Source organism: Planctobacterium marinum (assembly GCF_020687805.1).
In the GTDB taxonomy this organism is placed as follows: domain Bacteria; phylum Pseudomonadota; class Gammaproteobacteria; order Enterobacterales; family Alteromonadaceae; genus Planctobacterium; species Planctobacterium marinum.
On sequence record NZ_JAJEWQ010000004.1, the window covers coordinates 241658 to 267452 of the forward strand.

Sequence of the window (25795 nt, forward strand, 5' to 3'; positions counted from 1 at the left end):
ATCAAGGAAATGAAGCTTGTTTGACCGTTATGAAGCTGGTGAACAGGCTGTATTAGTACATATATACTTCTCCGATGAACAGAGCAAAGAAGATTTGCAGGAATTGCAAATGCTGGTGTCATCGGCAGGTGTCAATGCAGTTGATATAGTCACGGGGTCTCGTCAAAATCCGGCCCCAAAATATTTCGTGGGCAGCGGTAAAGCGGAAGAGATCGCTAACGCCGTACGCGCCAATGATGCTGATGTGGTGATCTTTAACCACAGTCTTTCCCCTTCCCAGGAACGCAATCTGGAGCAACTCTGTAAGTGCCGGGTGCTGGACCGTACCAGTCTGATCCTGGATATTTTTGCGCAACGGGCCAGAACTCACGAGGGTAAGTTGCAGGTAGAGCTTGCTCAGCTTAAACATATTTCCACCCGCCTGATTCGGGGCTGGACGCACCTTGAGCGCCAAAAAGGCGGTATTGGTTTGCGCGGTCCGGGTGAAACTCAGCTAGAAACTGACCGGCGGTTACTGCGGGAACGCATCAAAAGCATATTGAAGCGTCTGGCGAAAGTACAAAAGCAGCGGGAGCAAGGTCGACGTTCACGGGAACGCGCCGAATTACCCACTGTATCGCTGGTGGGCTATACCAACGCAGGTAAATCTACGCTGTTTAATACCATTACAGAGTCCGGGGTATATGCCGCTGACCAGTTGTTCGCCACCCTGGATCCCACCCTCAGAAAAATTCAGTTACAAGATGTGGGTGCGGCAATATTGGCTGATACGGTAGGCTTTATTCGTCATCTGCCGCACGATCTGGTGGCCGCATTTAAGGCGACGTTGCAGGAAACACAGTCGGCGGATTTATTACTGCACGTTGTCGATTATTCCGATGAACGTTTCAGAGAAAACACCGACCAGGTAAATGCGGTTTTGAACGAAATTGAAGCCAATGACGTACCACAGTTGATAATTTGCAATAAAATAGACCGGATGGAGGGGATTGAGCCCCGAATAGACCGGGATGACGAAGGGCGACCAATCCGCGTCTGGTTGTCGGCACAACAAGGGCTGGGGATTGATTTATTACTAAATGCCCTCACTGAGTGTTTATCAGAAAAGATGGTGCAATATCGGCTTCGGGTGCCGCCGGCTTTAGGCCGCTTAAAAGGCGCTTTATATGCGATGAATTGTATATCAGCGGAAGAATACGCCGACGACGGAGACTGGCTTGTGGATATCCGCATGCCAGCCAAAGACTGGCATCGGTTAGCTAAGCGCTTCGATGCGGATATTAATACCATTATCGAGCATTAAGATTACATTGGATCAGTGCTGGTAGTTTTTTGGAACTTCCAGTAAGTTACGTATCCAAATCATGAATTTTGATTAATTGTGGAGAACAACATGGCCTGGAATGAGCCGGGTGGGAACAACAATGATCCCTGGAAAAATCGTAAAAACAACGATCAGGGCCCACCAGATTTAGACGATATTTTTAAAAATATTTTTAAAAAATTTGGTGGTTCTAAAGGAGGTTCAGGCAATGGACCTTCCTTTGGAAAAGGCCTGAGTGGCTTGGGGGCCGGTGTGATAATCGGTGTTCTGGTGGCCATCTGGGTGGTCAGTGGTTTTTACACCGTAAAAGAAGCTGAGCGCGGCGTTGTGTTGCGTTTTGGCCAGTTCCACTCATTGGTGGAGCCGGGCCTGCAGTGGCGTCCGACATTTGTTGACGAGGTGATCCCGGTTGATGTGCAAACCATTCGCTATATTCCGGCGTCCGGCTTCATTCTGACAGAAGACGAAAACGTGGTCAGAGTCGAAATGGAAGTACAGTATCGGGTTGTTGAACCCTATCAGTATACTTTCGCGGTAACTGAACCTGATGAGAGCTTACTGCAGGCGCTGGACGCATCCTTGCGTTATGTGGTGGGGCATTCACGAATGGATGACGTACTAACCAGCGGCCGTGAAGTGGTTCGCCAACAAGTCTGGGAAGAACTGGAAAGTGTGATCAACCCTTACAACATGGGGATCGCCATCACAGACGTTAACTTTAAAGATGCCAGACCACCAGAGGAAGTTAAAGCGGCCTTTGATGACGCGATTGCGGCTCAGGAGGATGAACAACGCTTTATCCGTGAAGCTGAAGCCTATGCCAGAGAAATCGAGCCTCGCGCCCGTGGCCAGGTGCGCAGAATGGAAGAAGAAGCACAGGCCTATAAAGAGCGTGTTATTCTGGAATCCCGTGGTGAAGTGGCCCGCTTTGAAGAGTTGCTGCCCCAATACGCTGCGGCACCGGAAGTAACCCGTCAGCGCCTGTATCTTGAAACGATGGAGCAGGTATACAGTAATACCAGCAAAATTGTGGTGGATACGCAGGGCGGCGGAAACATGATGTATCTGCCTCTGGACAAAATTTTAGAAAGACAGCAAAACTCGCAAACCCCTGCCAGTCGTAGCACGATAGAAGGTTTACGTGATAACAATGATGCGTCTGGTACATCGACGAATACCGCGCCGAGTTCTTCTCGCGGTGATCGCTTTCGTTCAGGGAGAGGCTAAGCTATGAAAAACTTAACATTGATTATTGCTGTGATTATTGCCTTCTTGGGTTTTAATTCACTCTTTGTGGTGCAGGAAGGTACACGTGGTATCGTAATCCAGTTTGGTAAAGTCAAACGGGATGCCGATACGAATGAAACCACCGTATTTGCACCTGGTTTACACTTTAAAGTGCCTTTCTTTGACAGAGTCAAAATACTGGACGCGCGGGTGCAGACGTTAGACGATTCACCGGGTCGTTTCGTGACATCTGAAAAGAAAGACCTGATCGTGGATTTGTACGTTAAGTGGCGTATCAGCGATTTTGCCAAGTACTACCTGGCAACACGTGGCGGTATCAAAGAACAGGCGGAAGCGCTGTTAAAGCAAAAGGTAAACAACGGCTTGCGTACCGAGTTTGGTACACGCACCATTTCACAGATTGTTTCTGGTGAACGTTCTGAACTGATGGACGAAGCATTAAAGCAATCCTCGCAAAGCTCTGACGAATTGGGAATTGAAATCGTTGACGTGCGGGTTAAGCAGATTAACCTGCCACTGGAAGTCAGTAATTCAATCTTTGACCGGATGCGTGCCGAGCGTACTGCGGTGGCCAAAGAGCATCGCTCTGAAGGTCAGGAACAGGCAGAAATCATTCGCGCCGATATCGACCGCAGAGTCACTGTTATGTTGGCTGATGCAGAGCGTAACGCCAGACAACTGCGTGGTGAAGGTGATGCCACTGCTGCCAAAATCTATGCAGATGCCTACAATAAGAGCCCTGAGTTTTATGCGTTCTTAAGAAGTATGGATGCTTACCGCAACAGCTTTAACAGCAAACAAGACGTATTGGTAGTAGAGCCCAACAACGACTTTTTCAAATACATGAAAAAGCAAAACTAATCAGCATCGCGATTAGTGTTACATAAAAACCCGCTTTTTAGCGGGTTTTTTCATTGTCAGGCGCAGTAATCTTACGCGATTACTTGTATAGTTCCGCTCAAACGAGTTTACGGAGACAGGCATGTTAAAGCACCACTACACCCATTTTCTGAACGCCAATCAGGGTGTGCAGCACTATGCCTGTCACAGTCATCACTACTGGCCCGATGTCAGCCGTCAGGCCATGTTGGATTACTGGGATGACTCAGCACGGTTCGTCGATGATAAGTGGGGCTATTTTTTTGCTGAAAAAGTACCGCGCCTGCAGAGCCACATTGCCAAATTGCTCAACACCAATTTGCCTGAGCAATTGGTTTTTGCTCCCAATACGCATGAACTCCTGTTTCGGGTGATCAGTGGCATGGATTTGCAATCGGAGCTTACGATTGTTACCACCGACAGTGAATTCCACAGCTTTACCCGACAGGTAAATCGCCTCGATGAGTTTAATAATATCCACGTGATTAAGGTGCCGGTGCAGCCGGTGAAATCCTTTCAGTCACGATTTATGGATGCTATCGAATACAATGATCCTAATCTGGTGTTTTGCAGTCAGGTGTTTTTCAATTCGGGTCTGGTATTAAAGGATCTGGATGCTCTGGTGTCAGCGGTAAAAAATCCCGATACCCTGATTATGATCGACGGTTATCACGCGTTTTGTGCGTTACCGGTAGACATTGAAAAGCATCGAAATCGCATTTTTTACCTTGCCGGAGGCTATAAGTACGCGCAGGGAGGCGAAGGTGTTTGTTTTATGCATGTGCCCAAAGGCTACCTGAATCGGCCTCTGTACACCGGCTGGTATGCTGAATTTGGTGAGTTACAAAAATTTAAGTCCCGCAAGGTAGACTATGCCACCAATGGTTTCCATTATGCGGGCTCTACCATGGATTATTCAGGTATTTACCGACAACTGGCCGTATTCGATCTGTGGCAAAAGGAAAAGGTTACCGTAGCGGTTATTCATCAGCATGTGCAGCAATTACAGCAGGCATTTTTAAACCATGTTTTTGGTCTTAAGCAATCAGTTCTTACCGAATCACGCTTGATGATGGTAAATCCAGAAAACCACGGGCACTTTTTGACCTTTGAACTGCCGGACGCCAGTATCACCGCAACTTTGCACGATTATCTGAAAGCCCACAAGATTGAAACCGACTATCGGGGCAACCGGTTGCGGTTTGGGTTTGCCCCTTATCATGCTATTGCAGATATTGATTTAAGTTGTCTGGAAAACTACGGTGGATAGTCTCTGGCTGGCATTGGCGCTGTTGTTGATTCTGGAAGGGGTTGGGCCCCTGCTTTTCCCCAATCGCTGGCAAAAATATTTGCACAGCCTGTCTCAGCTGCCGGCTGCTCAGTTGCAAAAAGTCGGGGCTGCAATGGTGCTGGGTGGCGCTATCCTGCTGTGGTTATTACTGGTTTAGGAATAACCGTGCCAAATAATGCCATTTTCCGCTTTTTTTGGGACAAAAAAGGTGAATCAGGGCACTCAACTTGGTAGAATCCCCGCTTAACTTTCAACCAAAGCGAAGTCAATGGCAAATAATGTAGTGGTCCTTGGTACCCAATGGGGTGACGAAGGCAAGGGTAAGGTTGTCGACCTTTTAACAGACAAAGCTTCATACGTAGTGCGTTATCAGGGTGGGCATAACGCTGGTCACACCTTAGTAATCGACGGTGAAAAAACCGTTTTACATCTTATTCCATCCGGTATTTTACGCGACAATGTTACCTGTGTAATTGGTAATGGCGTGGTATTAAGCCCGGAAGCGCTGATGAAAGAAATTGGCATGCTGAAAGAGCGTGGTGTGCCGGTAGAAGAGCGTTTGGTTATCAGTGAAGCTTGTCCGTTGATTTTACCTTATCACATCGCTTTGGATCAGGCGCGTGAGCAAGCTCGTGGCAATAAAGCTATCGGTACCACGGGACGTGGTATTGGTCCAGCCTACGAAGACAAAGTATCACGTCGTGGATTGCGTGTTGGTGACTTGTTCTGCGTGGAGAGCTTCGCAGCTAAACTCAAAGAAGTGATGGAATATCACAATTTTGCGCTGCAGCATTATTACAAAGCTGAGCCTGTCAGTTACGACAAAGTTTTACAGGAAGTGTTAGCCATTGCGGATATATTAAAATCCATGGTGGTAGACGTTACCGACCTGCTGGACAAAGCGCGTCTGGAAGGTAAGAAAATCATGTTTGAAGGTGCCCAGGGCACGTTGCTGGACATCGACCACGGTACTTATCCTTATGTTACCTCATCCAATACTACGGTAGGTGGTGTTGCCACAGGTGCCGGTTTTGGTCCGTTACATCTGGATTATGTGCTGGGTATCGTTAAAGCCTACACCACTCGCGTGGGCTCTGGTCCGTTTCCTACTGAGTTAGACGATGCCGTGGGTGAACATCTGGGCGTTAAAGGTCACGAATTCGGGGCCACCACAGGCCGTAAACGCCGCACGGGTTGGTTTGATGCCGTAGCCATGAAGCGTGCAGTGCAAATTAACTCTATATCTGGTTTCTGTCTGACTAAGTTAGATGTATTGGATGGCCTGGAAGAGCTGAAGATTTGTGTCGGTTATAAAGATGCTGACGGCAATATCAAAGATGTGCCTCCGATGGCGGCCGATGGCTATGAAGCCGTTACTCCTGTGTATGAATCCATGCCGGGCTGGTCAGACAATACTTTCGGTGCAAAAACAATTGACGCACTACCCCAGGCGGCGAAAGATTACATTAAACGCATTGAAGAAGTGACAGGTGTGCCGGTACATATCGTCTCTACCGGACCTGACAGAAATGAAACCATCATTTTAACTCATCCTTATGATGCCTAATTAAAAAAGCCGCTTGTTAGCGGCTTTTTGCTCTAAGTTGGTTTTTCAGGAGCTACGATGGACGCGAAAACGTTAAATACCATTCCCGATATAGTAAATCGCCTGCGCAATACCTATGCCACAGGTAAGACACGCTCGTTGCAATGGCGTATTCAGCAACTGCAGCAAGTGAAGAAGATGACACTGGATAACGAAGATAAAATTCGTGACGCCTTACTGGCCGATCTGGGCAAGTGTCAGCTTGAAGCCTGGAGTGCTGAAATTTCCTATATTGCTACGGAAGTGGACCATACCATTAAGCACCTGAAAAAATGGATGAAACCGCGCAAAGTCAAAACGCCCTTAGTGGCTATGCCCGGTAAGAGCTACATTCAACCAGAACCTCTGGGTGTGGCTTTGATTATTGGTGCCTGGAATTATCCCTGGCAACTGGTAATTGCCCCTTATGTCGCTGCGCTGTCTGCCGGTAACTGTGCCATTTTAAAGCCTTCTGAATTGGCAGCGAATACGTCAAAGCTCATGGCGGAACTGGTACCCAGATATCTGGACGGCGACGCAGTAGCGGTGGTCGAAGGGGGGGTAGAAGAATCTACAGCGCTGTTGCAACAGCGCTTTGATCACATCCTGTATACTGGTGGCGAAGCTGTCGGTAAAGTGGTTATGCGAGCGGCGGCTGAGCATCTCACACCGGTGACGTTAGAGCTGGGAGGAAAAAGTCCCTGCATCGTGGATAAAAGCGCCAATCTGGATGTATCTGTTGCCCGCATTGCCTGGTGTAAGTGGATGAATGCCGGGCAAACCTGTGTCGCACCTGATTATGTGCTTGTGGATGAGAGTGTAAAAGAGACGTTTATCGCTAAGTTGCAGCAAAAAATGCAGGAATTTTATGGCGAAGATGCCAGTAAAAGTGCTGATTATGCGCGTATAATCAATCAGCGTCACTGGTCCAGGATCATGGGCTTGCTGGATGGGCAGACGGTGTTGTCGGGCGGCGTAGGTGACCAGGAAAGTCGTTTTATTGCACCAACCCTGGTCGCTGAACCGGATCCGGAGTCACCGCTCATGCAGCAGGAAATTTTTGGTCCGATCCTACCCATTTTGACTTATCGCAAGCTCGATGAAGCCGTGCATTTTATCAATCAGCGGCCTAAACCTCTGGCCATGTACATATTTAGTAAAGATAAATTCGTATCTCAAAGCGTACTGCAACAAACCAGTGCCGGTAGCGTTTGTGTGAATGACGGCATGATGTTTATGACCAACCAGGACCTGCCGTTTGGCGGAGTCGGTACCAGCGGCATGGGCAGTTATTGTGGTCAGGCGGGTTTTGACACCTTCAGTCATTTAAAAGCGGTGATGGAGCGTAGCTTCGCCCTGGATGTAGATGTTCGTTATCCACCCTATAACGTTAAAAAGCTTAAAATGTTAAAAATGCTGTCCTGAGTAGTAAAGGTAAAACTATGCTGAACCCGTTTCATCTTGCCATTCCTGTCCACGATTTAGAGGCCGCTGAGAGCTTCTATGGGGAGATTCTGGGCTGTGAAAAAGGACGCTCTTCCAGCAACTGGATAGACTGGAACTTTTGGGGCCACCAGTTGGTGACTCACTTAGACAGAAGTATGCAACTCAACGAAACCATTAATCTGGTGGACGGCAAGGACATTGGCGTCCCGCATTTTGGATTAGTGCTGGATTGGGACGACTGGCAGGCACTGCAGACTCGCCTTAAGACTAAGCAGGTACCATTTGTTCTGGAACCCTACATCCGCTTTGCCGGAAAACCAGGCGAACAAGGCACTTTTTTTATTAAAGACCCCTCCGGCAATCGCCTGGAGTTTAAATCGTTTAAAGACCAGGCCTATTTGTTTGCCACTTAATTATTTAACGAATTTGGCGCGATTATTCGTACCAGGTTAAGCCTTTGTAGGGATTATGTTTTAAAGAATCCAGGCGTTGTTGCAGATCACCACAGTGTATCTCTAACTTGTGGCCATCCGGGTCTAAAAAATATAGGGAGTCACCTTCGCTACTGTTATCTTGCCAGATACCATATCCTGCCGCTACGATTTGCTGTTTCAGGTGATCAAATTGTCCCTCGTTAACCGAGAAGGCCAGATGTGAGTAATCTCGTGAGGGTTTGGCTTGTCCCAGAGATAAGCACAACCAAATTCCGGGTGATGAAAGATATGCACCCTTATCCCATCTGACTTCAGGTTTAAACCCAAGTACATCGCTGTAAAATTGCAGGGAAATATTCAGGCACTTTACTGAAAAGGTGATGTGATTGATACCTGAAATTATCAAGACCTAACCTGTCGCTTCATTAAAGCCCTCAATAAAGCCTGATGTGAAAGCGCTGAGGTCATTGAAGGTAGCAAATAGTAACAATACCAAAACCAGAATAATGACTTTTTTACCGTGCTTGTTCATTTCAAAATTCATTTTAAGTTCTCCAAATGAAGGTTAAAAGCATCAGCTTTTAACCTTTTTTTGCATTTAGTCTTTTAGTTTAAACAATTGTATAGCCAGATACCGAAGTCATGCCCGGCACCGCCGCCTACAACATATCCGATGCCATAGCCAATGTCATAACCCAGGTTTCCGACACTGTAACCAGCGCCCACCAGATTTAGTTCTTGTTCTGTTAAGTCGTTCATTTCAAATTCCTTCTTAAAATTAAGTTTTAGTTGCGTCGATTGTGGATGCCGTCATAAATGCCCGCACCCAGTGCAGACCCAAAAGAGGTCAGTGAATCAAAAGCACCAACAAAGCCTAATCCGATACCGATAGCTGCGCCAAGATTTCCAGCGCTAACTACTTCTAATTCAAATTCATTAAGTTCCTTCATAATATTCTCCATTCATTAAAGTTTTAACGTCTCTCAACAATAAGAGACGGATTAACTATAACTTACCGAGAAAATAATTCACCTGTACTAAAGTACAGTTTTTCAGCCGGCATAAAAAAGGGCAACCTAAGTTGCCCTTTGATAATGCGAATAGTTTATTTAAACGCGTTCGAAGATAGTGGCGATACCTTGCCCTAAACCAATACACATGGTGGCCAGGCCGACAGATTTGTCATTGGCTTCCATCAGATTGATTAAGGTAGTGCTGATACGCGCACCGGAACAACCCAGTGGGTGACCTAGTGCAATAGCACCACCATTGAGGTTAACCATCTCGTCGTAGTTATCCATCAGGCCCAGTGCCTTGATACAAGACAGGGCTTGTGCTGCGAACGCTTCGTTAAACTCTGCCAGTTCAATATCTTTGATATCCATACCGGCGCGTTTAAGTGCTTTTTGAGTGGCAGGTACCGGGCCGTAACCCATGATTGCCGCATCACAACCCGCCACACCCATAGAGCGGATTTTCACTCTGGGTGTTAGGCCCAATGCTTTGGCTTTATCAGCAGACATTACCAACATGGCTGAGGCACCGTCTGAGATCGCAGAAGAGGTACCGGCGGTTACCGTACCATTAGCTGGATCAAATACCGGGCGCAGGCCTCCGAGTGTTTCCACTGTGGTTTCCGGACGAATAACTTCATCGTGGGTGACGCTTACCAGAGCGCCATTGGCATCGTGGCCTTCAGTGGCAACGATTTCGTTGTCCCAGCGGCCTTCTAACGCTGCGGCGTGGGCTTTCTGATGAGAGCGGGCACCAAAGGCATCTTGTTGTTCACGAGAAATACCATTTTGTTTGCCTAACAGCTCGGCAGTTAAGCCCATGCTACCTGAAGCCTTGGCAGTGTATTTTGCCAGGCCAGGGTGGAAGTCTACGTTAAAGTTCATAGGCACGTGGCCCATGTGTTCAACACCACCAATCAGGTACACATCGCCAGCACCTGTCATGATACCGCGTGTTGCATCGTGCAGTGCCTGCATGGAAGAACCGCACAGACGGTTAACCGTGACTGCTGCCACATGACGCGGAATGTCAGTTAATAATTGTGCGTTACGGGCGACGTTAAAGCCCTGTTCTTTGGTTTGCTGTACGCAACCCCAGATAATGTCTTCGATATCAGCCGGATCTAAGGCCGGATTTCTGGCTAACAGTGAATTCATCAGATGAGCTGATAAGGTTTCAGCACGGACGTTTCTGAATACACCGCCTTTAGAGCGCCCCATAGGGGTACGAATGCAATCTACTATTACTACTTCTTTCATGATAGTTCCCCCTTATCCGCAGTATTTCTGGTTGTTTTTGGCCATTTCGCGAGTGCCTTCAGTTACCTGATACACTTCACCCAGGTGGGCAAACTTGTCTGCCAGTGCCACAAAGTTGGCAACACCCATGGTATCAATGTAGCGGAAAATACCGCCTCTGAACGGCGGGAAGCCCAGACCGTATAGCAGTGCCATGTCGGCCTCAGCGGCGGAATCTACAATGCCTTCTTCCAGGCAGCGAATGGCTTCATTGGCCATTGGGATCATCAGACGTCCAATGATTTCGTCAGCTTCAAAGTCTTTCTTGTCAGCCACATGCGCGCTCATCAACTCATAAGCTTCTTCTGCTGGTGTTTTTTGCGGCTTACCGCGCTTATCCAGACCGTGGTTGTAGAAGCCTTTCTGGTTCTTCTGACCATAGCGCTCCGCTTTATACAGCAGGGTCACTGGGTCGTTATCCACTTTCTTCATGCGCTCAGGGAAACCGTCGGCCATAACATCTGCGGCGTGATCAGCGGTGTCGATACCCACAACGTCAAGCAGGTAAGCCGGGCCCATTGGCCAGCCGAAGATTTTTTCCATTACCTTGTCTACTGCTACGAAGTCAGCACCGTCCAACAACAACTTGCTGAAACCTGCAAAATAAGGGAATAACACGCGATTCACTAAGAAGCCAGGGCAGTCGTTGACCACGATTGGGGTTTTACCCATCTTCAGGGTCATTGCTACCACATTGGCGATGGTTTCATCTGAGGTTTTTTCACCGCGAATGATTTCCACCAACGGCATTCTGTGTACCGGATTGAAAAAGTGCATACCGCAGAAACGTTCTGGGTTTTCCAGGTTCTCTGCCAGGGCATTGATTGAAATCGTAGAGGTGTTAGAACAAATGATGGCGTCTTTTGCTACAGTTTGTTCGGTTTCTTTTAATACGATCCCTTTAACTTTGGGGTTTTCCACAACAGCTTCGATAACGATATCAACGTTTTCCAACGCCTTGTAATCCAGGGTTGGCACGATATTGTTCAGAGTGGCCGCCATTTTCTTGCTGCTGACTTTGCCTCGCTGCATACCCTTGTCGAGAATCTTGCTGGCTTCGTCCAGACCCAGTTTTAATGCTGGCTCTGCAATATCTTTCATGATGGTCTTGGTGCCTTTAACGGCGGACTGATAGGCAATACCACCGCCCATGATACCAGCGCCCAGCACACCTGCCTGTTCAAAGGTTTTAGTGGCTTGTTTGGCCTGCTTTTTACCTTTGCCTTTTACTACCTGGTCTGCCAGGAAAATACCTACCTGGGCCGTAGCGGCCTCAGATTTGGCTAGTTTTACAAAGCCTTCGTTTTCCAGCTTCAACGCGCCTTCGCGATCCAAAGTAGCGGCTTTCTCCAGGGTTTCTACCACCATGTGCGGTGCCGGGTAATGTTTACCTGCCTGCGCAAATACCATGCCTTTGGCAGTGGCGAAACTCATCATCATTTCATTGCGATTCAGTTTCAGAGGCGATTTTTTCGCTGCGCGACGCGCCTGCCAGTCAATCTTTCCGGCGGCTGCATCGGCGGCCATCTGATTGGCAACCGCCACCAATAGCTCTGGTGCGGTCGCGGCATCAATCGCACCTTCATTCAGGGCTTTTCCCGCATTGCGGTCTTTACCTGTGGTCATCCACTCCATGGCGTTATCGGCACCGATAACCCGTGGCAAACGCACAGTACCACCAAAGCCAGGCATCAGGCCTAGTTTTACTTCTGGCAAGCCGATGGCGGCAGTGCTGTCTGCAACCCGCAGATCACAGGCCAGCGTCATTTCACAGCCACCGCCCAGCGCGAAGCCATTAATGGCGGCAACAGTAGGGAAGGGCAGATCTTCAAAACGGTCAAATACTTTGGAGGTATTGGCTACCCATTGCAGCAGCGTTTCTTCGGGCTCTGCAAATAAACCGGTGAACTCGGTAATATCGGCACCGACAATAAAGGTGGACTTGGCGGAACGCACCACGGCGGCTTTGATATCAGCGTTAGATTCTATGGCAGCACACAATTCATTTAATTCTGATACAGTTTGCTGGTCAAATTTGTTGACGGAGCCTTGCGCATTGAAAACAATATCTGCGATACCATTTTCATTCAGGCTGGCTTGTAGGCATTGGCCTTCAAATAACATTGGTTTCTCCTGTGCTTTTTCAGAGCCTTTAACCAGATTGAAACAAAAAATCACTGGCACGGTCTGATGTAGGGTGGCAACATTGTTGTTGAAGAAATGTTAAATTTCAACCTAAATTCAAACAATTGTTTGAATTTTTAATTTCATTTTGTTTCGAACGGTATAAAAGCCGTTACCTGAGGCCGCGAATTTGCTCGCAGTCTGTAGGCTAAAGATAGAGAGAATACGACAAAAAAGGTAGTCAATGCGTGCAATAAAACAGGGCGTTTTTTTACTTTCTGTATCGATGTTTTTACTGGTCTCTGTCAAAGGTGCAGCGCAGCCGGTTGCGCCTGAGCAGTTGCGGGAGTGGTTTGAACGTGCTGAACAAATCGCACACCGGCCAAATAGTAGTGAGTACAAACTACTAAAACAAAACCTCAAAGATTATCCGCTGTGGCCCTACGTTACCTACAAAACGCTGTTGCGTTTCCCCTATATTTCCAACGAAAACGCCATCGCGGAGTTCCTGGCAGAATACGTAGACACGCCAATGGAACGTCCTTTGCGCAAGAAATGGTTGCAACACCTCGCTCGTCAAAACCGCGACGATCTGTATTTAAAGTATTACGCCGAGGTGGGTGATACTGCGCTCCTGTGTCAACGCATCGCTTTCGATATTGCCAGACAGGGGCTGGACACCTATCTGGAAGAAATTCAGTCGCTGTGGTTGGTGGGAAAATCACAACCCAACGAATGTGATCCTTTGTTTGACCAATGGCGGGATGCCGGCAGAAGAAGTAAAGACATTGTATTACAGCGCATCGAGCTGGCCGCTGATGGCGGCAACAGTACCCTGATTCCCTATTTAAAGCGTTTGTTGCCGGAGTCAGAAAAATATCTGGCGGATTTGTGGTTGTCGGTGCGCCGTTCGCCCAGCATGTTATCGCGACAGTCGAAGTTTACCGGCGTACGCCCAGCTATTGAAACGCGCATTATTACCTATGGATTACGCCGTTTGATCTGGCGCGACCCGGAACTGGCACTGGAGACATGGCGGGATTATGCCCGTAAGTTCTCTTTCAGTGCAGAGCAAAAGCAAGCGATTACTGAGCGTTTTGCTATCGCTTTGGCCTCAAAAAATCACCCGCAGGCAGAAGGCTGGCTGGAAAAAGCCAGTGGCTTGCAGGAAGAAGACGTGTACCTCTGGCATTTAACTCACGTTTTGCGGGAGCAAAACTGGCACCATGCGCTGGAAGTACTGAGGGCTATCCCGGATGGCATGACCCAGGACCTGATTTTTCAGTATTGGGAAGCGCGCTCCCTGGAGTTACTCGGCAATCAGGACGCTGCAAACAGAATGTTCACCCAGCTGGCGCAGAATCGTCATTATTATGGTTTTATGGCCAGCGGTAAGTTGGGCATGGAAGTGAATTTACAAAACCGCCCCTACCAACAACAGGAAACTCAGTTCAGGCAACTGATGGCTAAACCTGCTATGCAGCGCATAGTTGAGTTTATTCAACTGGAGCGCAAAACCTCAGCTCGTCGTGAATGGAATATGTTGATCCCGACGTTGCCTACTGAGCTTCAGCAACTGGCAGCTGCGCTCGCCAGTCAGTGGGACTGGCACGATCAGGCGATTCACGCCTTTTCCAACTCCGGTTATCTCGATGACGTAGAAAAACGTTTTCCGTTGGCCTATAAATCGGATCTGATGGCCAGCGCAGAGCGCAATGACATCAGCCCGGCCTGGGCCTTTGCCATTGCCAGAAGAGAGAGTTCATTTAAACCGGATGCTCGTTCGGGAGCTGGTGCTTACGGGTTGATGCAGGTGCTTCCCAGTACCGTACAATATATGGAAAAGCGCAAAATTCGCGCCCGACAACTTTACGATGCGCAGTTCAATCTGGATATGGGCACTCAATATATGAATTACCTGATGCAGCGCATGGATAAAAATATTGTACTGGCGACAGCGTCTTATAATGCCGGCTGGCACCGGGTGAAAACCTGGGTGCCGGAAGGTCAGTCTATGGCAGCAGACATCTGGATTGAGAACATCCCATACCGGGAAACCCGCAATTACGTAAAGGCAGTGCTGGCTTATAAACAGATTTATCACCTGCTATTGGGCAATGAATATAATTACTTTAAAGATTATGCCCAGATGACAATAGGTGGAGCCGGAACCTGACAGTTAACCATATTTAATGGCAATGACTTTGGGCTGTAACATTTACACTCCGGAGATGGCGAGATACCATCATTTATTATTCCTCATTCGTTTCGTAGCAGAAGCTACCCTATAAGAAGGAGCCGCCTTTTATGTCAGAACTCAAAGCCCAATTTCAACAACACATCGCCGTGATGCAGGCACGTACCCGCGAGGCTTTGCAGCGCGAAGGGCTTGATGGCATTGTGATTCATTCCGGACAGGGCAAAATCAAGTTTCTGGACGACAATTATTATCCGTTCGCCGTTTCTCCCCTGTTTAAAGCCTGGCTGCCGGTGGTTGATAACCCCAACTGTTGGTTAATTCTGGATGGCGAATCAAAGCCGAAGCTGGTGTTTTATTTGCCGGTGGACTTCTGGCACAAAGTGCCTAAAGAGCCGAACGACTTCTGGACTGACGAATTCGATATCCATTTGCTGGCGAAACCCAATGCGGTGGAAAAGTACCTGCCCTACGACAAAGCAAAACACGCCTATCTCGGCGAATATCTGGAAGTGGCCAGTGCACTGGGATTTAGCAATGTTAATCCGGATCGGGTCTTACATTATCTGCACTATCATCGCGCTTACAAAACCGATTATGAAAAGTACTGTATGCGTGAGGCGAACAAGATCGCTATCCAGGGCCACCGGGCCGCAGAACAGGCGTTCAGAGCGGGCAAAAGCGAGCTGGATATTCATCTCGCCTACCTGGCAGCGACTCGCCATACCGATGAGCAATTGCCCTATCCCAGTATTATTGCCCTGAATGAAAATGCCGCCATCCTGCACAACAGCGTGCGGGATATCGACGCACCGCAACAGAGCCGTACTTTTTTAATTGATGCTGGTGCGCAATATCACGGCTATGCGGCAGATATCACCCGTACCTATGTTCAGCAGGATGGGGAGTTTGCTGATCTGATCCGGCACATGGATCAGGTAAATCTGGATCTGATTGATATGCTCAAACCCGGTATTGAATATGCGGATCTGCAATTTAAAGCCCACGAAAAGGTAGCGCAGTTGTTGTCAGATTTTGGCATCGTTAACCTGAGTGGCGCCGATACCCTGGAGCAAGGCATCGTTTCCACCTTTTTCCCGCATGGGATAGGTCACTTTTTGGGATTGCAGGTGCACGATGTAGGTGGGCACATGGCGGATGATCGCGGCACGGCTAAACCTTCACCTGAGTCACATCCGTTTTTGCGTTGCACACGCACAGTTGAAGCCGATCAGGTGTTTACGGTTGAGCCCGGCCTGTACTTTATTGATAGTCTGCTGGCGGATTTACGGAGCACCCCGGAGTCTAAATATATCAACTGGGATAAAGTGGCAGAATTCAAACCTTACGGCGGAATTCGCATTGAAGATAATGTGATTGTCCACGCTGACAGAAATGAAAACATGACCCGTGAAGGGGGATTGAACTAAACGTTATGAGTTAGCGCAAGGAGTCGCTACGCGGCTCCTTCAATTTACCGGCTTAATCTTCATCCTCTTCAATTTCAATGCCTTTTTCTGCCATGATGCGTCTGGCTTCTTCCGGAATCTTATGGGCGTTTTCTTTGGTTAAATCATTGTCGTTGGGCAAAGGCTGCCCGGTAAACGCATGCAAAAAGGCTTCACACAATAATTCCGAATTAGTGGCGTGTTTCAGGTTGTTAACCTGGCGTCGGGTACGCTCGTCAGTGAGTACTTGCAATACCTTGAGCGGTATAGAAACCGTTATTTTTTTAACTTGTTCACTCTTTTTTCCGTGTTCTGCGTACGGATCTATATAGTTACCATTCCATTCTGCCATGGTGGGAAACCCTGTTAATGATTATGAGTCAGAAGCTTTAATTCTAATGACTCTGGGAAACTAATCAATATTAGATGGCTAAACTGCTTGACGTCCAGACGGTGTTTAATTACATTTAGCCATCTAAACGTCTAAATTGGTTAAGGTTAACATGGTTTCGTACGCGCAGGGCATAGATGCTCTTAATCAGACTTTGTCTGAAATCAAAAATATTCAGGTGTCTTTTGAGTTTTTCCCACCTAAAACTGAAGCCATGCAACAAACTCTCTGGAATTCTGTAGAGCGCTTAGCGCCGCTTAATCCCAAATTTATGTCAGTTACCTATGGTGCTAACAGTGGTGAGCGGGATCGCACTCACGAAGTGGTTAAGCGCATTCAAAACGAAAAGGGTATCAATGCAGCCCCGCATTTAACCTGTGTGGACGCTTCACGGGAAGAACTGGTGCAAATTGCGCAGGATTACTGGGAGTCGGGCATTCGTCGGATTGTAGCACTGCGAGGCGATTTACCCGAAGGTTCAACTGAGCACCGCTCCTACGCGGTTGATTTGGTGAAATTACTCAAGGAAGTGGCTGACTTTGACATTTCTGTGGCAGCCTATCCGGAAACCCATCCCGATGCCCCTAATTCGCAATTTGATTTGCTTAATCTGAAACGCAAGGCTGAAGCCGGTGCAACTCAGGCTATCACTCAGTTTTTCTTCGACGCCGAGGTGTTTTTGCGTTTCAGAGATCGCGCCGCAGCCGCCGGTATTGATATCGATATCGTGCCGGGTATCCTGCCAGTTACCAACTATAAAACCTTGTTACGCTTCGCCGGTTTTACCAATGTACATGTGCCCAACTGGCTGCATCACATGTTTGAAGGTCTGGACGATGATGATCAGACTACCCGCAACCTGCTAGGCGCCAGCATTGCCATGGATACGGTAAAAGTGCTGGCAAAAGAAGGTGTGAAAGATTTTCACTTTTATACCCTGAACCGCAGTGAATTGAGTTACGCCATCTGTCATATGCTGGGCGTGCGCGGTTAACCAGGCTACACTGTCAAAAATTTCCGATTTTTGAGTGTATTTTGCAAAAACTTAAACGACTGTTTCGGCGACTTCGCCCCAAAGCGATTCAGTTTACCCGGTCTTTTTTAACCCAGTGCAAAGAAGATCGGGTTGCAGTGACCGCCGGTCACCTGGCCTATGTGACGTTGTTGTCGCTGGTGCCTTTTATCATGATGTTTTTTGCCATTTTGCAGGCGTTTCCGGCGTTTCAAAGCATTCGGGTTAAAGTCGAAGACTTTATCTTTCACAATTTTGTGCCCGCCGCCGGAGATACCATCAGGCGCTACGTGTTTGAGTTTGCCAACAATGCATCGGAAATGGGCATTATCGGTATCGGCTTTTTGGTGGTGGTGGCGCTGCTGCTGATCTCCAATGTAGACAAGACCCTTAACCATATCTGGCGCACCAACATCGAGCGGCGCAAGATATTCACCTTTGCGATTTACTGGATGGTACTGACATTGGGCCCGTTACTGGTGGGCAGTAGTCTGGCCATGACTTCCTATCTAATTTCTCTGACCACCTTTGCAGAAGAATACACGCCAGGCATAACCACCTTTGTTCTGCGGGTTCTGCCGTTTCTTATCTCTTTCGGTGTGTATTTTATTCTGTACATGGTGGTGCCCAATCAGATGGTACGGGCAAAAGATGCCGCAGCCGGGGCGGTGTTTGCTGCTGTATTGTTTGAGTTAGGGAAAAAAGTCTTTGCGCTTTATGTTACCAGCTTTCCGTCTTACAAAGTTATTTATGGCGCGCTGGCGGCTGTGCCTATTTTGTTTGTCTGGGTTTATTTGTCGTGGGTTATTGTATTGTTAGGCGCTGTGTTAACGGTACAGGTGGAAAAATGGCGTATCCTGAATATTCGGCCCAAACCAGAAGACGAGCAGGTTGCAACAAGCTCCTATACCAACGAACCGGAAGAATCGGCCTGATACAGGTATCAGGCTGATCGGATCAAGGGGCTTTAATACTATTGATAAACTCTGAAGATTGCGCAATGGCGCTGTTCATTTCGTTTATCAGCACCTGAATATCCTGTCTGATTTTGTCAAATTCTCCCTGCAATGCTCCAATCGCAGAGGCATTCAGGTTGTGTTTCAGGTACAGCACATTGTCATTGAGTGCGGTAAGCACCGGCTGCATTTTGTCCGCAGAACGATGCATGGCTTTGAGCAAACTGTTGTAGCGTCGTTGAGTTTCTTTTAGTTTGCGCTCACTATCGCGTCGTAGACTTTCATTGCTGTATTGTTGCAATTCATCTTGCCATTCATCAAACAAGGCCTCTGCTACCGACTCTACTTTGTCAATACGACTGATGAGGCGTTCTGCACTGTCGTTACTGGCATCGTATTGATCCTTAATTTGCTCGTAGGCGTCCTGCAACTCACCGCCGTCGAAGTTGATTAAGGCGGACAGTTCTTCCAGTGCCGAGGAGAATTGCTGCTGTGCTTCCTCCTGAGCCTCATTAACTGACTCTACTCTGTCCACCAGAATGTCGCGTTTCTCAACACCCATCGATTCCCAGATGGAATAATAGGTGGACTGACAGGCACTGAGCAGTAGCACCAGACAAGCCGCTAGTAGGTGTTTCATCAGCTGGCCTTAAACTTTGCGGCGTCAATAATGGCCCATAAATGGAAGATTGCGCCTACCGGCCACATAAAAATAAAGATCACAGTTGCCGCCAAACCATAGCTGACAGTACATACCAGAAAGAACAGCAACGCCATCATGATACGGCCCTGAATTAACTGTCCCAATCCGGGAATGAAAATATTACATAATGCAGCGATTACATTGCCGCCTGAACCTTGACCTGACATACGCGTTTCCTTCTGTTTAGCTGTTAACGGTGTTCGGTATGTGCTTAAAATAAAACAAAGTTTTTAAACTTACCAGTTGATATTTGTAAGCGATTTCGAATCGGGTGTGGTAAATATCGGTAATAACTGAATGAAAAAGGAGCAACATTGATAGCATTATTACAACGCGTCAGCTCGGCCTCAGTGACTGTTGAGGGCCAGTGTGTGGGCGAAATAGACCAGGGTTTACTGGTGTTGTTAGGGGTAGAGAATGGTGATACCAGGGAAAAAGCGGAGCGACTGGCACAGCGCGTGTGTAATTACCGTATATTCCCTGATGAGCAGGGCAAAATGAATCTCAATGTACAACAAACGGAAGGATCGGTGCTGGTGGTGTCGCAGTTTACCTTGCTGGCGGATACTAAAAAGGGCAATCGTCCCAGTTTTTCAAGCGCCGGCGATCCGGAACTGGGTAAACAGCTGTATCAGCACTTTTATGAATCGGTGCGCAACAACGGCGTGCCCTGTGAAACCGGACAATACGCGGCAGACATGCAGGTTGCTCTGGTAAACGAAGGTCCGACAACCTTTTGGTTGCACATTTAACGCATAAACACCACGGCGTTCAGGTCTAACTGATATTGCCGGGCGACCTGTTGCAGTTGCGAATCAAAGTCCAAGACAGGAAGCGCCTGACGGGCGGCAAAAATGACTTTGTTTTGGTAACCTGGTACCGCAAGGATGCGAAACTGCAGTTGCAACTCACTGAGAATTTCCAGTAATTGCTCCGATTGCAACCAGCTGGCGCTGAGCAGGTTAATCACCATCAAACCATCGGGATTCAGCGCATTGCAACAATCCTGATAAAAGGCCTGACTAAACACAAAATCCGGGCTGCCCTGTTCAGCAAATAAATCAATAAACAACAGATCCTGCGCTGCTACATCTTTAATGGCTTGCTGTGCGTCCTGTTGTACAATCTGACAAGGTGAACCGGCCGGCCAAAACCACTGCTCAAACAGCCGGATTACCCGGGCTGAATATTCGATTGAGCGTATTTCACACAAAGGAAAGTGGTAACGGAAAAAGCGCTGTAAACTGCCGCCGCCCAATCCTAATTCGGTGACTTTTTGAGGGCGCTGGCGGTAATAAAAGCACAGCAACAATGCACTAAGGTGAGGCAATACCGGTTGGTGTGGCGAGTGCAAAGACATCACCGTTTGCACAGCATCATTAATAGAAAGCCAACGGTATTCTGTATTTTCTGATATTGTCAGAGCAGTTGACCCGGGACGCTCAAAATGCAAAATACGTGGGTTGTTTTGTAAATCGTTCAGATGAAACAGAGTTCAGGCTCCCAAAAAACGGGGTGGTGCTGTGCTGGTTTGTCTATGTAACCACGAAATAAGGCCAAAGTGAATGTATCGAATTAGTACGCCAGAAACGCCAGAGCAATTGGATGCTTATTTTTCTTTTCGCTGGCAAGTGTTACGGGAGCCTTTTAACTTTCCTCCGGGGTCTGAAAAAGACGAATACGAGAGCGTAGCGGAACATCGCATGTTGTTGTCGCCTAAAGGGGATATAGTCGCCGTTGGGCGGGTTCATCTGAATGTTCAGGAAGAAGCTCAAATCAGGCATATCGCAGTCTCTGCCGAGCATCGCAAAAAAGGCTTGGGTAGTCTGATATTAAGTGCCCTGGAAGAAGAAGCCAAACGCCAGGGCGCGACCAGGGCGGTCACCAACAGCCTGGATACCTCGGTGGCCTTTTTTGCGGCAGCAGGGTATAAAATTGAAGACTCACCGGAAGCCTTAGGCAAACAAAAACGCCAACACATGGTAAAAAAACTGGACATGCAGTCTATCGTCAGGTTGCATCCCAAATGGTGTAGTGAGCTGCAGAAAACCTGGTATGAAACCATTCCCATCTCTGAGCAAATGGGCATCGTGCTGCATCAATACAGCGGCAAAACTCTGGAAGCCAGAGCGTCGCTGAACAAAAACATCAATCTGCATGGCACCATGTTCGCCGGCAGTATTTATTCACTGGCGACACTCACCGGTTGGGGCATGATCTTTTTACAGTTAAAAGAACGCGGCCTTACTGGTGATATTGTGCTGGGGGATGCCAATATTCATTATCACAAGCCGGTAACCGCTGAACCCAGAGCCATTTGTAATATTGAAACCCTGAGCGGCAAGTTTAATTACGTTGAACGCAAGAAAAAGTGCCGGCTGGAATTGCAGGTCAATATTCAGGATGGTGATAAAGCGGTGGCGGAATTTCACGGTGTTTATTGGGTGTTGCCGCTCAAAGACTGACAAAACGGCCTCACAATCCGGATATTCAGGCCGTTTCATCCTCCGACAATACAAGGCTGAGTTCGCATACGGGCCAAAGTTGGCCTAATATTGGTCATATTTAGTTGATTTTTGTAGCAAAAGTTGATTTGCTTTTTAAAATCAAAATCTTGCCCACTTTACAGGCGTTTGCTGAACGACGGATATGAGCACCAATCTTCAACAAAACCTGACGATCCGGTTATTGCGGGTACTCAGGTATAACAAAGCCCGAACGGAACGGGCTTTGGAACTCATGCCGTCAGAAAAACGCGATGCATTTCATATCATTCCGTTTTTATTGCATATTAATCACCCGGCCTTTCCGGGTTATATTGAAGATCCCCAAACCCCGCTGGGCCTTGTCAATTACTCGCTAAGGGAAGAGCTGAAAGATGCGCTACACCGTATATTCCCCGACCAAAAAGCCCTGATAGAGGATTTAAAACCTATCTGGCCCAAGCGCCGGATGATTGAATCGTTGGTCTTAATGGGCAGTATCGGCACCATTGCTCAGTCGTCACAATCGGATTTTGACTACTGGGTGTGCGTCGATGGCACACGCTATAAAAATGCCCATTTTCGCCTGTTGCAGAGTAAGTTGCACAAGATTGAACAATGGGCCGAAAAACACTTTGGCATGGAAGTACACTTCTTTTTGTCGGATATTGAAAAAGTGCGCAACAACGATTTTGGTGTGGCAGATGGTGAGAGTTCGGGCAGTGCTCAGGCGATATTCCTGAAGGCCGAATTTTACACCACCAATATCGTGGTAGCAGGGAAAGCGCCTTTTTGGTGGTTATTGCACGAGGGGGCAACCGACAAACAATATCAGCAGTTATTGAGTTCCTTAAAGGACGGTGTTTCGCCCGAGCCTAAGTGGTTTATGGACCTGGGCAATATAGAAAAGATGGATACCGCAGAATTGTTTGGCGCTGCCATCTGGCAAATCAGTAAAGCCATGGACTCGCCGTTTAAATCGGTGCTGAAAATGGCCAAACTGGAAGTGTTTCTGGCTAATATTGATAGTCAGCAACCCTTGTGTAGCCAGTTGCGCAGTGCTGTACACAATGGCACCCGTGCTCCGGGCGAGCAGGAACACATCGATCCCTATGGCCTGATGTTTGAACAGGTTATTCGTTACTATCAGGAGCTTGGCGAGCAGGATACCGTTGAACTGTTGCAGTTGTGCTTGTATATCAAAAGTGACTGTGGCTTAAGTTTGCCAGCAGATGAAAACGCCTTTCATTTTAAACGCAAAATCATCATGGCCTACGTGGAGCAATGGGGTTGGTCACGGGAGAAAATCAAAAAAATTGATCGCATCAAATACTGGGATTTCAAAGATCTTTCACAAATTGGCAAGCGCATTCACGCATTTCTGATTGGTTGCTATCGCCGTATCTCGGTGAAAATTTCTCACCAAAAGCAATTGGTAAGCAAAGAAGATGTTACTGTTATCGGCCGTAAAATTGACTCCTTCTACTCTAAAAAAGAGCATAAAATCGATTATCTGCGCAGTGCCTTCGAAGATGGTACCTACTGCAAAATTGTCACTGTTAAAGCCGAACCGCAAAGTAATAATCGCCGGCGCTGGAGCCTGTATCGCGGCAATCAGATAGACTGGAATGACTCGGCGCTGGGTAAGGTGTTGATGAAAAGTGCCTGGAATCCGGTAGAACTTATCTTGTGGGGCGTTTTTAATGGCATCATGGACAGCGAGACCAGGATTATGTTGTCTTATCATGCCGAACCCGTGTTGGAACGAGATCTACTGGAACTCACCAAAGTATTTCAGACGCTATTCCCGCCGGTACGCATCTCGGAAATAAAGCGCAATGCCTTACTGGTACCTTATCGCATTATTAACTGTCTGACGGTGATCAATTTTGAAAGTCGTCGCCACAAACCCGAAACCGAAGAGCTGAAAGTGATTTATTTCACCAGTTGGGGAGAGCTGTATTGCAGCGATGGGTTTGAAGCACTGGAGGCTTTGCGTTTTGATTTAATGGATGTCACACCCGCCCCCAACAAATATCTACTGTCGCCGGATGGCTCCTACCGGGATCGCCTGTCTGCTGATTTTAAAGAACGTTCAGATATGGACTTTACTTCGGCCCTGGAACTGATTAAAGAAAAATGATTTAGCGCCAGCATCGTCGCGGTTCTCCCGCCGCAGGGTAGGGTTTGGAAAATGTATTGATGTACAGTTGTGATGGATATCCTGATAAAAAATAGTAAGTGATTAGCTGTAAAGGAGGGCGTGTTGGACTACCAAGTAAGAATGGAAACAGCATTTGATAACTATTTCCGTGTGTCTAGTATCCTAACTGATGATTTGAAGGAACTGGTCAAAAGAGATATGACTCACGACTCAGCTAAGCGAAATTTTATTCGTGCAGCTTGCTCTCTCATTGAAGGTTATGGGCATTGTTTTCGTGAGATACTTGCAATTGGTTTAGATATGGTAAGTGATTTAACCAAGAATCAGATCAAAGTTATTCGCAATGAATCGGGTAGTTCACTGAGTGATAGAGCTAAATGCACTCTGACTGCAATGCATAAAATGTTTGAATTGGAAGGTGTACCGGATTTTGGAAACAACTCCTGGGAAGATGCTAAATTTGCCCTGAAAAAAAGAGATGCTATAGCCCATCCAAAAAATGAGTTTGACTTATCAATTTCAGAAGAAGACTGGATTAAAATATGGGAAGGGTTAGAGTGGCTTTTGAAACAGTACATGAAGGTCATTGAAAAGCTACATAATAAGTACTGATGTGCAATGGTGATGGCTGTCCCGTTAAGAAATATTAAAAGTTCACTGACTAAAATGGGGCAATTTCATTGCCGGTTCGTATCAAGTCAGTTTCCGTTTTCTGTCATACACAAAATACATTAAATCCGGTCAAAAAACAGGCTGGCTGGTGTGAACCTTGGGTAAGTTACACGCAATAAAAAAGCCGCAAACATGCGGCTTTCGTTTTTTTCTATGCCAGTTAGCGTTTAGCTCATGGCGTTTTGCAGCTTTTTCATGGCGTTCTTTTCAATCTGACGTACGCGCTCAGCAGAGACATTGTATTTGTCTGCCAGGTCCTGCAATGTGGTCTTTTCATCAGATAACCAGCGGGTTTGCAGTATGTGTTGGCTGCGCTCGTCCAGCGTTTTAATGGCGGAGTACAAGCGGGCAGAAGCGTTTAGATCCCAGTCGGCATTGATCACTGACGTTTCTACGTCTTCGCTTTTGTCTTCCAGATATTGAACTGGTGCAAAACTGCCGGATTCGTCGTCGTCAGCCGACAGGTCAAACGCCTGGTCCTGACTGCTCATCCGCGCTTCCATTTGCAATACTTCTTTGGTGCTGACACCTAATTCCTTAGCAACGGTTTGCACCTCTTCATGGGTGAACCAGCCAAGGCGTTTTTTGGCTTTGCGCAGATTGAAAAACAATTTGCGTTGCGCTTTAGTGGTGGCAACTTTTACGATGCGCCAGTTGCGCAGTACGTATTCGTGAATTTCTGCCTTGATCCAGTGTACGGCAAATGAAACGAGGCGCACGCCCATGGTGGGGTCGAATCGTTTTACCGCCTTCATCAGGCCGATATTGCCTTCCTGAATTAAGTCTGCCTGGGGCAGGCCATAGCCTGAGTATGATTTGGCGATATGCACCACGAAACGCAGGTGCGACATGATCAGCTTTCTGGCTGATTCCAGGTCTTCGTCTTCTCTCAGACGGGTCGCCAATGCACGTTCCTCTTCAGCGGATAGCATGTTGATGCCACTCACATACTGAATGTACGAATCCAGGCTTCCGCTTTGTGGAATGCTTAAGGCCATGGACTGTATTTTTGTGCTCATAATTACCTCTTTATTTTTTGCCGCTGGCATGCTAGCACAGTGGGCTGAAGATCACCAGAGTCGGTGCCTTAAAACGAAAATGCATCGCCTGTTTGCTGTAAATTTAA

Annotated in this window: 27 protein-coding genes; 16 read left to right on the forward strand and 11 right to left on the reverse strand. The window is 47.5% G+C overall.

Annotated features, from left to right (window positions below; translation table 11 throughout):
- Window positions 1–16: 16 nt before the first annotated feature.
- The 8 genes from hflX (at window position 17) to LJ740_RS14675 (ending at window position 8186) form a co-directional block, all read left to right on the forward strand.
- The gene (gene hflX, locus LJ740_RS14640) at window positions 17–1303 is read left to right on the forward strand and encodes a ribosome rescue GTPase HflX (RefSeq protein WP_229529856.1); all 1287 of its coding nucleotides are present in this window, start codon (window positions 17–19) and stop codon (window positions 1301–1303) included.
- 90 nt (window positions 1304–1393) lie between these two features.
- The gene (hflK, locus tag LJ740_RS14645) at window positions 1394–2551 is read left to right on the forward strand and encodes an FtsH protease activity modulator HflK (protein WP_229529857.1); all 1158 of its coding nucleotides are present in this window, start codon (window positions 1394–1396) and stop codon (window positions 2549–2551) included.
- Window positions 2552–2554: 3 nt separating this feature from the next.
- Window positions 2555–3433 carry a protease modulator HflC gene (hflC, locus tag LJ740_RS14650; RefSeq protein WP_229529858.1) on the forward strand — a complete coding sequence of 293 codons (879 nt, stop codon included), beginning with the start codon at window positions 2555–2557 and terminating at the stop codon, window positions 3431–3433.
- Window positions 3434–3554: 121 nt separating this feature from the next.
- Complete coding sequence (locus LJ740_RS14655; protein WP_229529859.1) at window positions 3555–4721, forward strand: aminotransferase class V-fold PLP-dependent enzyme; 1167 nt, start codon at window positions 3555–3557, stop codon at window positions 4719–4721.
- Entirely contained in the window at window positions 4714–4899 is a 186-nt protein-coding gene (locus tag LJ740_RS14660) for a DUF2065 domain-containing protein (protein ID WP_229529860.1), read from the forward strand. The genes LJ740_RS14655 and LJ740_RS14660 overlap by 8 nt, the downstream gene beginning before the upstream one ends.
- Before the next feature lie 111 nt (window positions 4900–5010).
- Window positions 5011–6309, forward strand: a complete 1299-nt coding sequence (locus LJ740_RS14665; protein WP_229529861.1) for an adenylosuccinate synthase — start codon at window positions 5011–5013, stop codon at window positions 6307–6309.
- Window positions 6310–6366: 57 nt separating this feature from the next.
- A complete protein-coding gene (locus LJ740_RS14670) occupies window positions 6367–7752 on the forward strand; it encodes an aldehyde dehydrogenase family protein (protein WP_229529862.1) in 1386 nt (461 codons plus the stop codon).
- Window positions 7753–7769: 17 nt separating this feature from the next.
- Window positions 7770–8186, forward strand: coding sequence for a VOC family protein (locus LJ740_RS14675; RefSeq protein ID WP_229529863.1), 417 nt, complete (start codon window positions 7770–7772; stop codon window positions 8184–8186).
- Window positions 8187–8208: 22 nt separating this feature from the next.
- On the opposite strand, the gene LJ740_RS14680 is transcribed toward LJ740_RS14675, so the two are convergent.
- The 6 genes from LJ740_RS14680 to fadB form a co-directional block, all read right to left on the reverse strand.
- Window positions 8209–8610 (reverse strand): fosfomycin resistance glutathione transferase, encoded by a 402-nt coding sequence (locus LJ740_RS14680; protein ID WP_229530172.1) that lies wholly within the window; start codon window positions 8608–8610, stop codon window positions 8209–8211.
- Window positions 8611–8616: 6 nt separating this feature from the next.
- Complete coding sequence (locus LJ740_RS23160) at window positions 8617–8751, reverse strand: hypothetical protein (protein ID WP_267498301.1); 135 nt, start codon at window positions 8749–8751, stop codon at window positions 8617–8619.
- A gap of 62 nt (window positions 8752–8813) precedes the next feature.
- On the reverse strand, window positions 8814–8966 hold the full coding sequence (locus LJ740_RS14685) for a hypothetical protein (protein WP_229529864.1): 153 nt from the start codon (window positions 8964–8966) through the stop codon (window positions 8814–8816).
- Between the two features lie 26 nt (window positions 8967–8992).
- Window positions 8993–9157: a hypothetical protein gene (locus LJ740_RS14690; protein WP_229529865.1), complete on the reverse strand. Its 165-nt coding sequence runs from the start codon at window positions 9155–9157 to the stop codon at window positions 8993–8995.
- A 159-nt stretch (window positions 9158–9316) separates the two neighbouring features.
- Complete coding sequence (gene fadA / locus LJ740_RS14695) at window positions 9317–10480, reverse strand: acetyl-CoA C-acyltransferase FadA (RefSeq protein WP_229529866.1); 1164 nt, start codon at window positions 10478–10480, stop codon at window positions 9317–9319.
- 12 nt (window positions 10481–10492) lie between these two features.
- A complete protein-coding gene (gene fadB, locus LJ740_RS14700; RefSeq protein ID WP_229529867.1) occupies window positions 10493–12643 on the reverse strand; it encodes a fatty acid oxidation complex subunit alpha FadB in 2151 nt (716 codons plus the stop codon).
- Window positions 12644–12887: 244 nt separating this feature from the next.
- Here fadB and LJ740_RS14705 point away from each other — a divergent pair, with 244 nt between their 5' ends.
- Together LJ740_RS14705 and pepQ are read left to right on the forward strand one after the other, a co-directional pair.
- Window positions 12888–14819, forward strand: a complete 1932-nt coding sequence (locus LJ740_RS14705) for a transglycosylase SLT domain-containing protein (protein ID WP_229529868.1) — start codon at window positions 12888–12890, stop codon at window positions 14817–14819.
- 131 nt (window positions 14820–14950) lie between these two features.
- Entirely contained in the window at window positions 14951–16270 is a 1320-nt protein-coding gene (gene pepQ / locus LJ740_RS14710) for a Xaa-Pro dipeptidase (protein WP_229529869.1), read from the forward strand.
- A 52-nt stretch (window positions 16271–16322) separates the two neighbouring features.
- On the opposite strand, the gene metJ is transcribed toward pepQ, so the two are convergent.
- Window positions 16323–16640 carry a met regulon transcriptional regulator MetJ gene (metJ, locus tag LJ740_RS14715; RefSeq protein ID WP_229529870.1) on the reverse strand — a complete coding sequence of 106 codons (318 nt, stop codon included), beginning with the start codon at window positions 16638–16640 and terminating at the stop codon, window positions 16323–16325.
- Window positions 16641–16791: 151 nt separating this feature from the next.
- On the opposite strand from metJ, the gene metF reads away from it, so the two are divergent.
- Window positions 16792–17673: a methylenetetrahydrofolate reductase gene (gene metF / locus LJ740_RS14720; protein ID WP_229529871.1), complete on the forward strand. Its 882-nt coding sequence runs from the start codon at window positions 16792–16794 to the stop codon at window positions 17671–17673.
- Window positions 17674–17714: 41 nt separating this feature from the next.
- The gene (locus tag LJ740_RS14725; protein WP_377307069.1) at window positions 17715–18626 is read left to right on the forward strand and encodes a virulence factor BrkB family protein; all 912 of its coding nucleotides are present in this window, start codon (window positions 17715–17717) and stop codon (window positions 18624–18626) included.
- Between the two features lie 22 nt (window positions 18627–18648).
- On the opposite strand, the gene LJ740_RS14730 is transcribed toward LJ740_RS14725, so the two are convergent.
- Both LJ740_RS14730 and LJ740_RS14735 read right to left on the reverse strand, forming a co-directional pair.
- Window positions 18649–19287: a DUF2959 domain-containing protein gene (locus LJ740_RS14730; protein WP_229529872.1), complete on the reverse strand. Its 639-nt coding sequence runs from the start codon at window positions 19285–19287 to the stop codon at window positions 18649–18651.
- Entirely contained in the window at window positions 19287–19517 is a 231-nt protein-coding gene (locus LJ740_RS14735; RefSeq protein WP_229529873.1) for a hypothetical protein, read from the reverse strand. Before LJ740_RS14735 ends, LJ740_RS14730 begins: the two co-directional genes overlap by 1 nt.
- 147 nt (window positions 19518–19664) lie before the next feature.
- On the opposite strand from LJ740_RS14735, the gene dtd reads away from it, so the two are divergent.
- Window positions 19665–20102: a D-aminoacyl-tRNA deacylase gene (gene dtd, locus LJ740_RS14740; protein WP_229529874.1), complete on the forward strand. Its 438-nt coding sequence runs from the start codon at window positions 19665–19667 to the stop codon at window positions 20100–20102.
- Here the strand turns inward: dtd and LJ740_RS14745 are convergent.
- A complete protein-coding gene (locus tag LJ740_RS14745) occupies window positions 20099–20704 on the reverse strand; it encodes a spermidine synthase (protein ID WP_229529875.1) in 606 nt (201 codons plus the stop codon). The genes dtd and LJ740_RS14745 overlap by 4 nt on opposite strands.
- A gap of 211 nt (window positions 20705–20915) precedes the next feature.
- On the opposite strand from LJ740_RS14745, the gene LJ740_RS14750 reads away from it, so the two are divergent.
- The 3 genes from LJ740_RS14750 (at window position 20916) to LJ740_RS14760 (ending at window position 24609) form a co-directional block, all read left to right on the forward strand.
- A complete protein-coding gene (locus LJ740_RS14750) occupies window positions 20916–21815 on the forward strand; it encodes a bifunctional GNAT family N-acetyltransferase/hotdog fold thioesterase (RefSeq protein ID WP_229529876.1) in 900 nt (299 codons plus the stop codon).
- A gap of 184 nt (window positions 21816–21999) precedes the next feature.
- Window positions 22000–23976, forward strand: a complete 1977-nt coding sequence (locus LJ740_RS14755) for a class I adenylate cyclase (RefSeq protein WP_229529877.1) — start codon at window positions 22000–22002, stop codon at window positions 23974–23976.
- Window positions 23977–24099: 123 nt separating this feature from the next.
- Window positions 24100–24609: a hypothetical protein gene (locus LJ740_RS14760; protein ID WP_229529878.1), complete on the forward strand. Its 510-nt coding sequence runs from the start codon at window positions 24100–24102 to the stop codon at window positions 24607–24609.
- A 227-nt stretch (window positions 24610–24836) separates the two neighbouring features.
- On the opposite strand, the gene rpoH is transcribed toward LJ740_RS14760, so the two are convergent.
- Window positions 24837–25688: an RNA polymerase sigma factor RpoH gene (rpoH, locus tag LJ740_RS14765; RefSeq protein WP_229529879.1), complete on the reverse strand. Its 852-nt coding sequence runs from the start codon at window positions 25686–25688 to the stop codon at window positions 24837–24839.
- Between the last annotated feature and the right edge of the window lie 107 nt (window positions 25689–25795).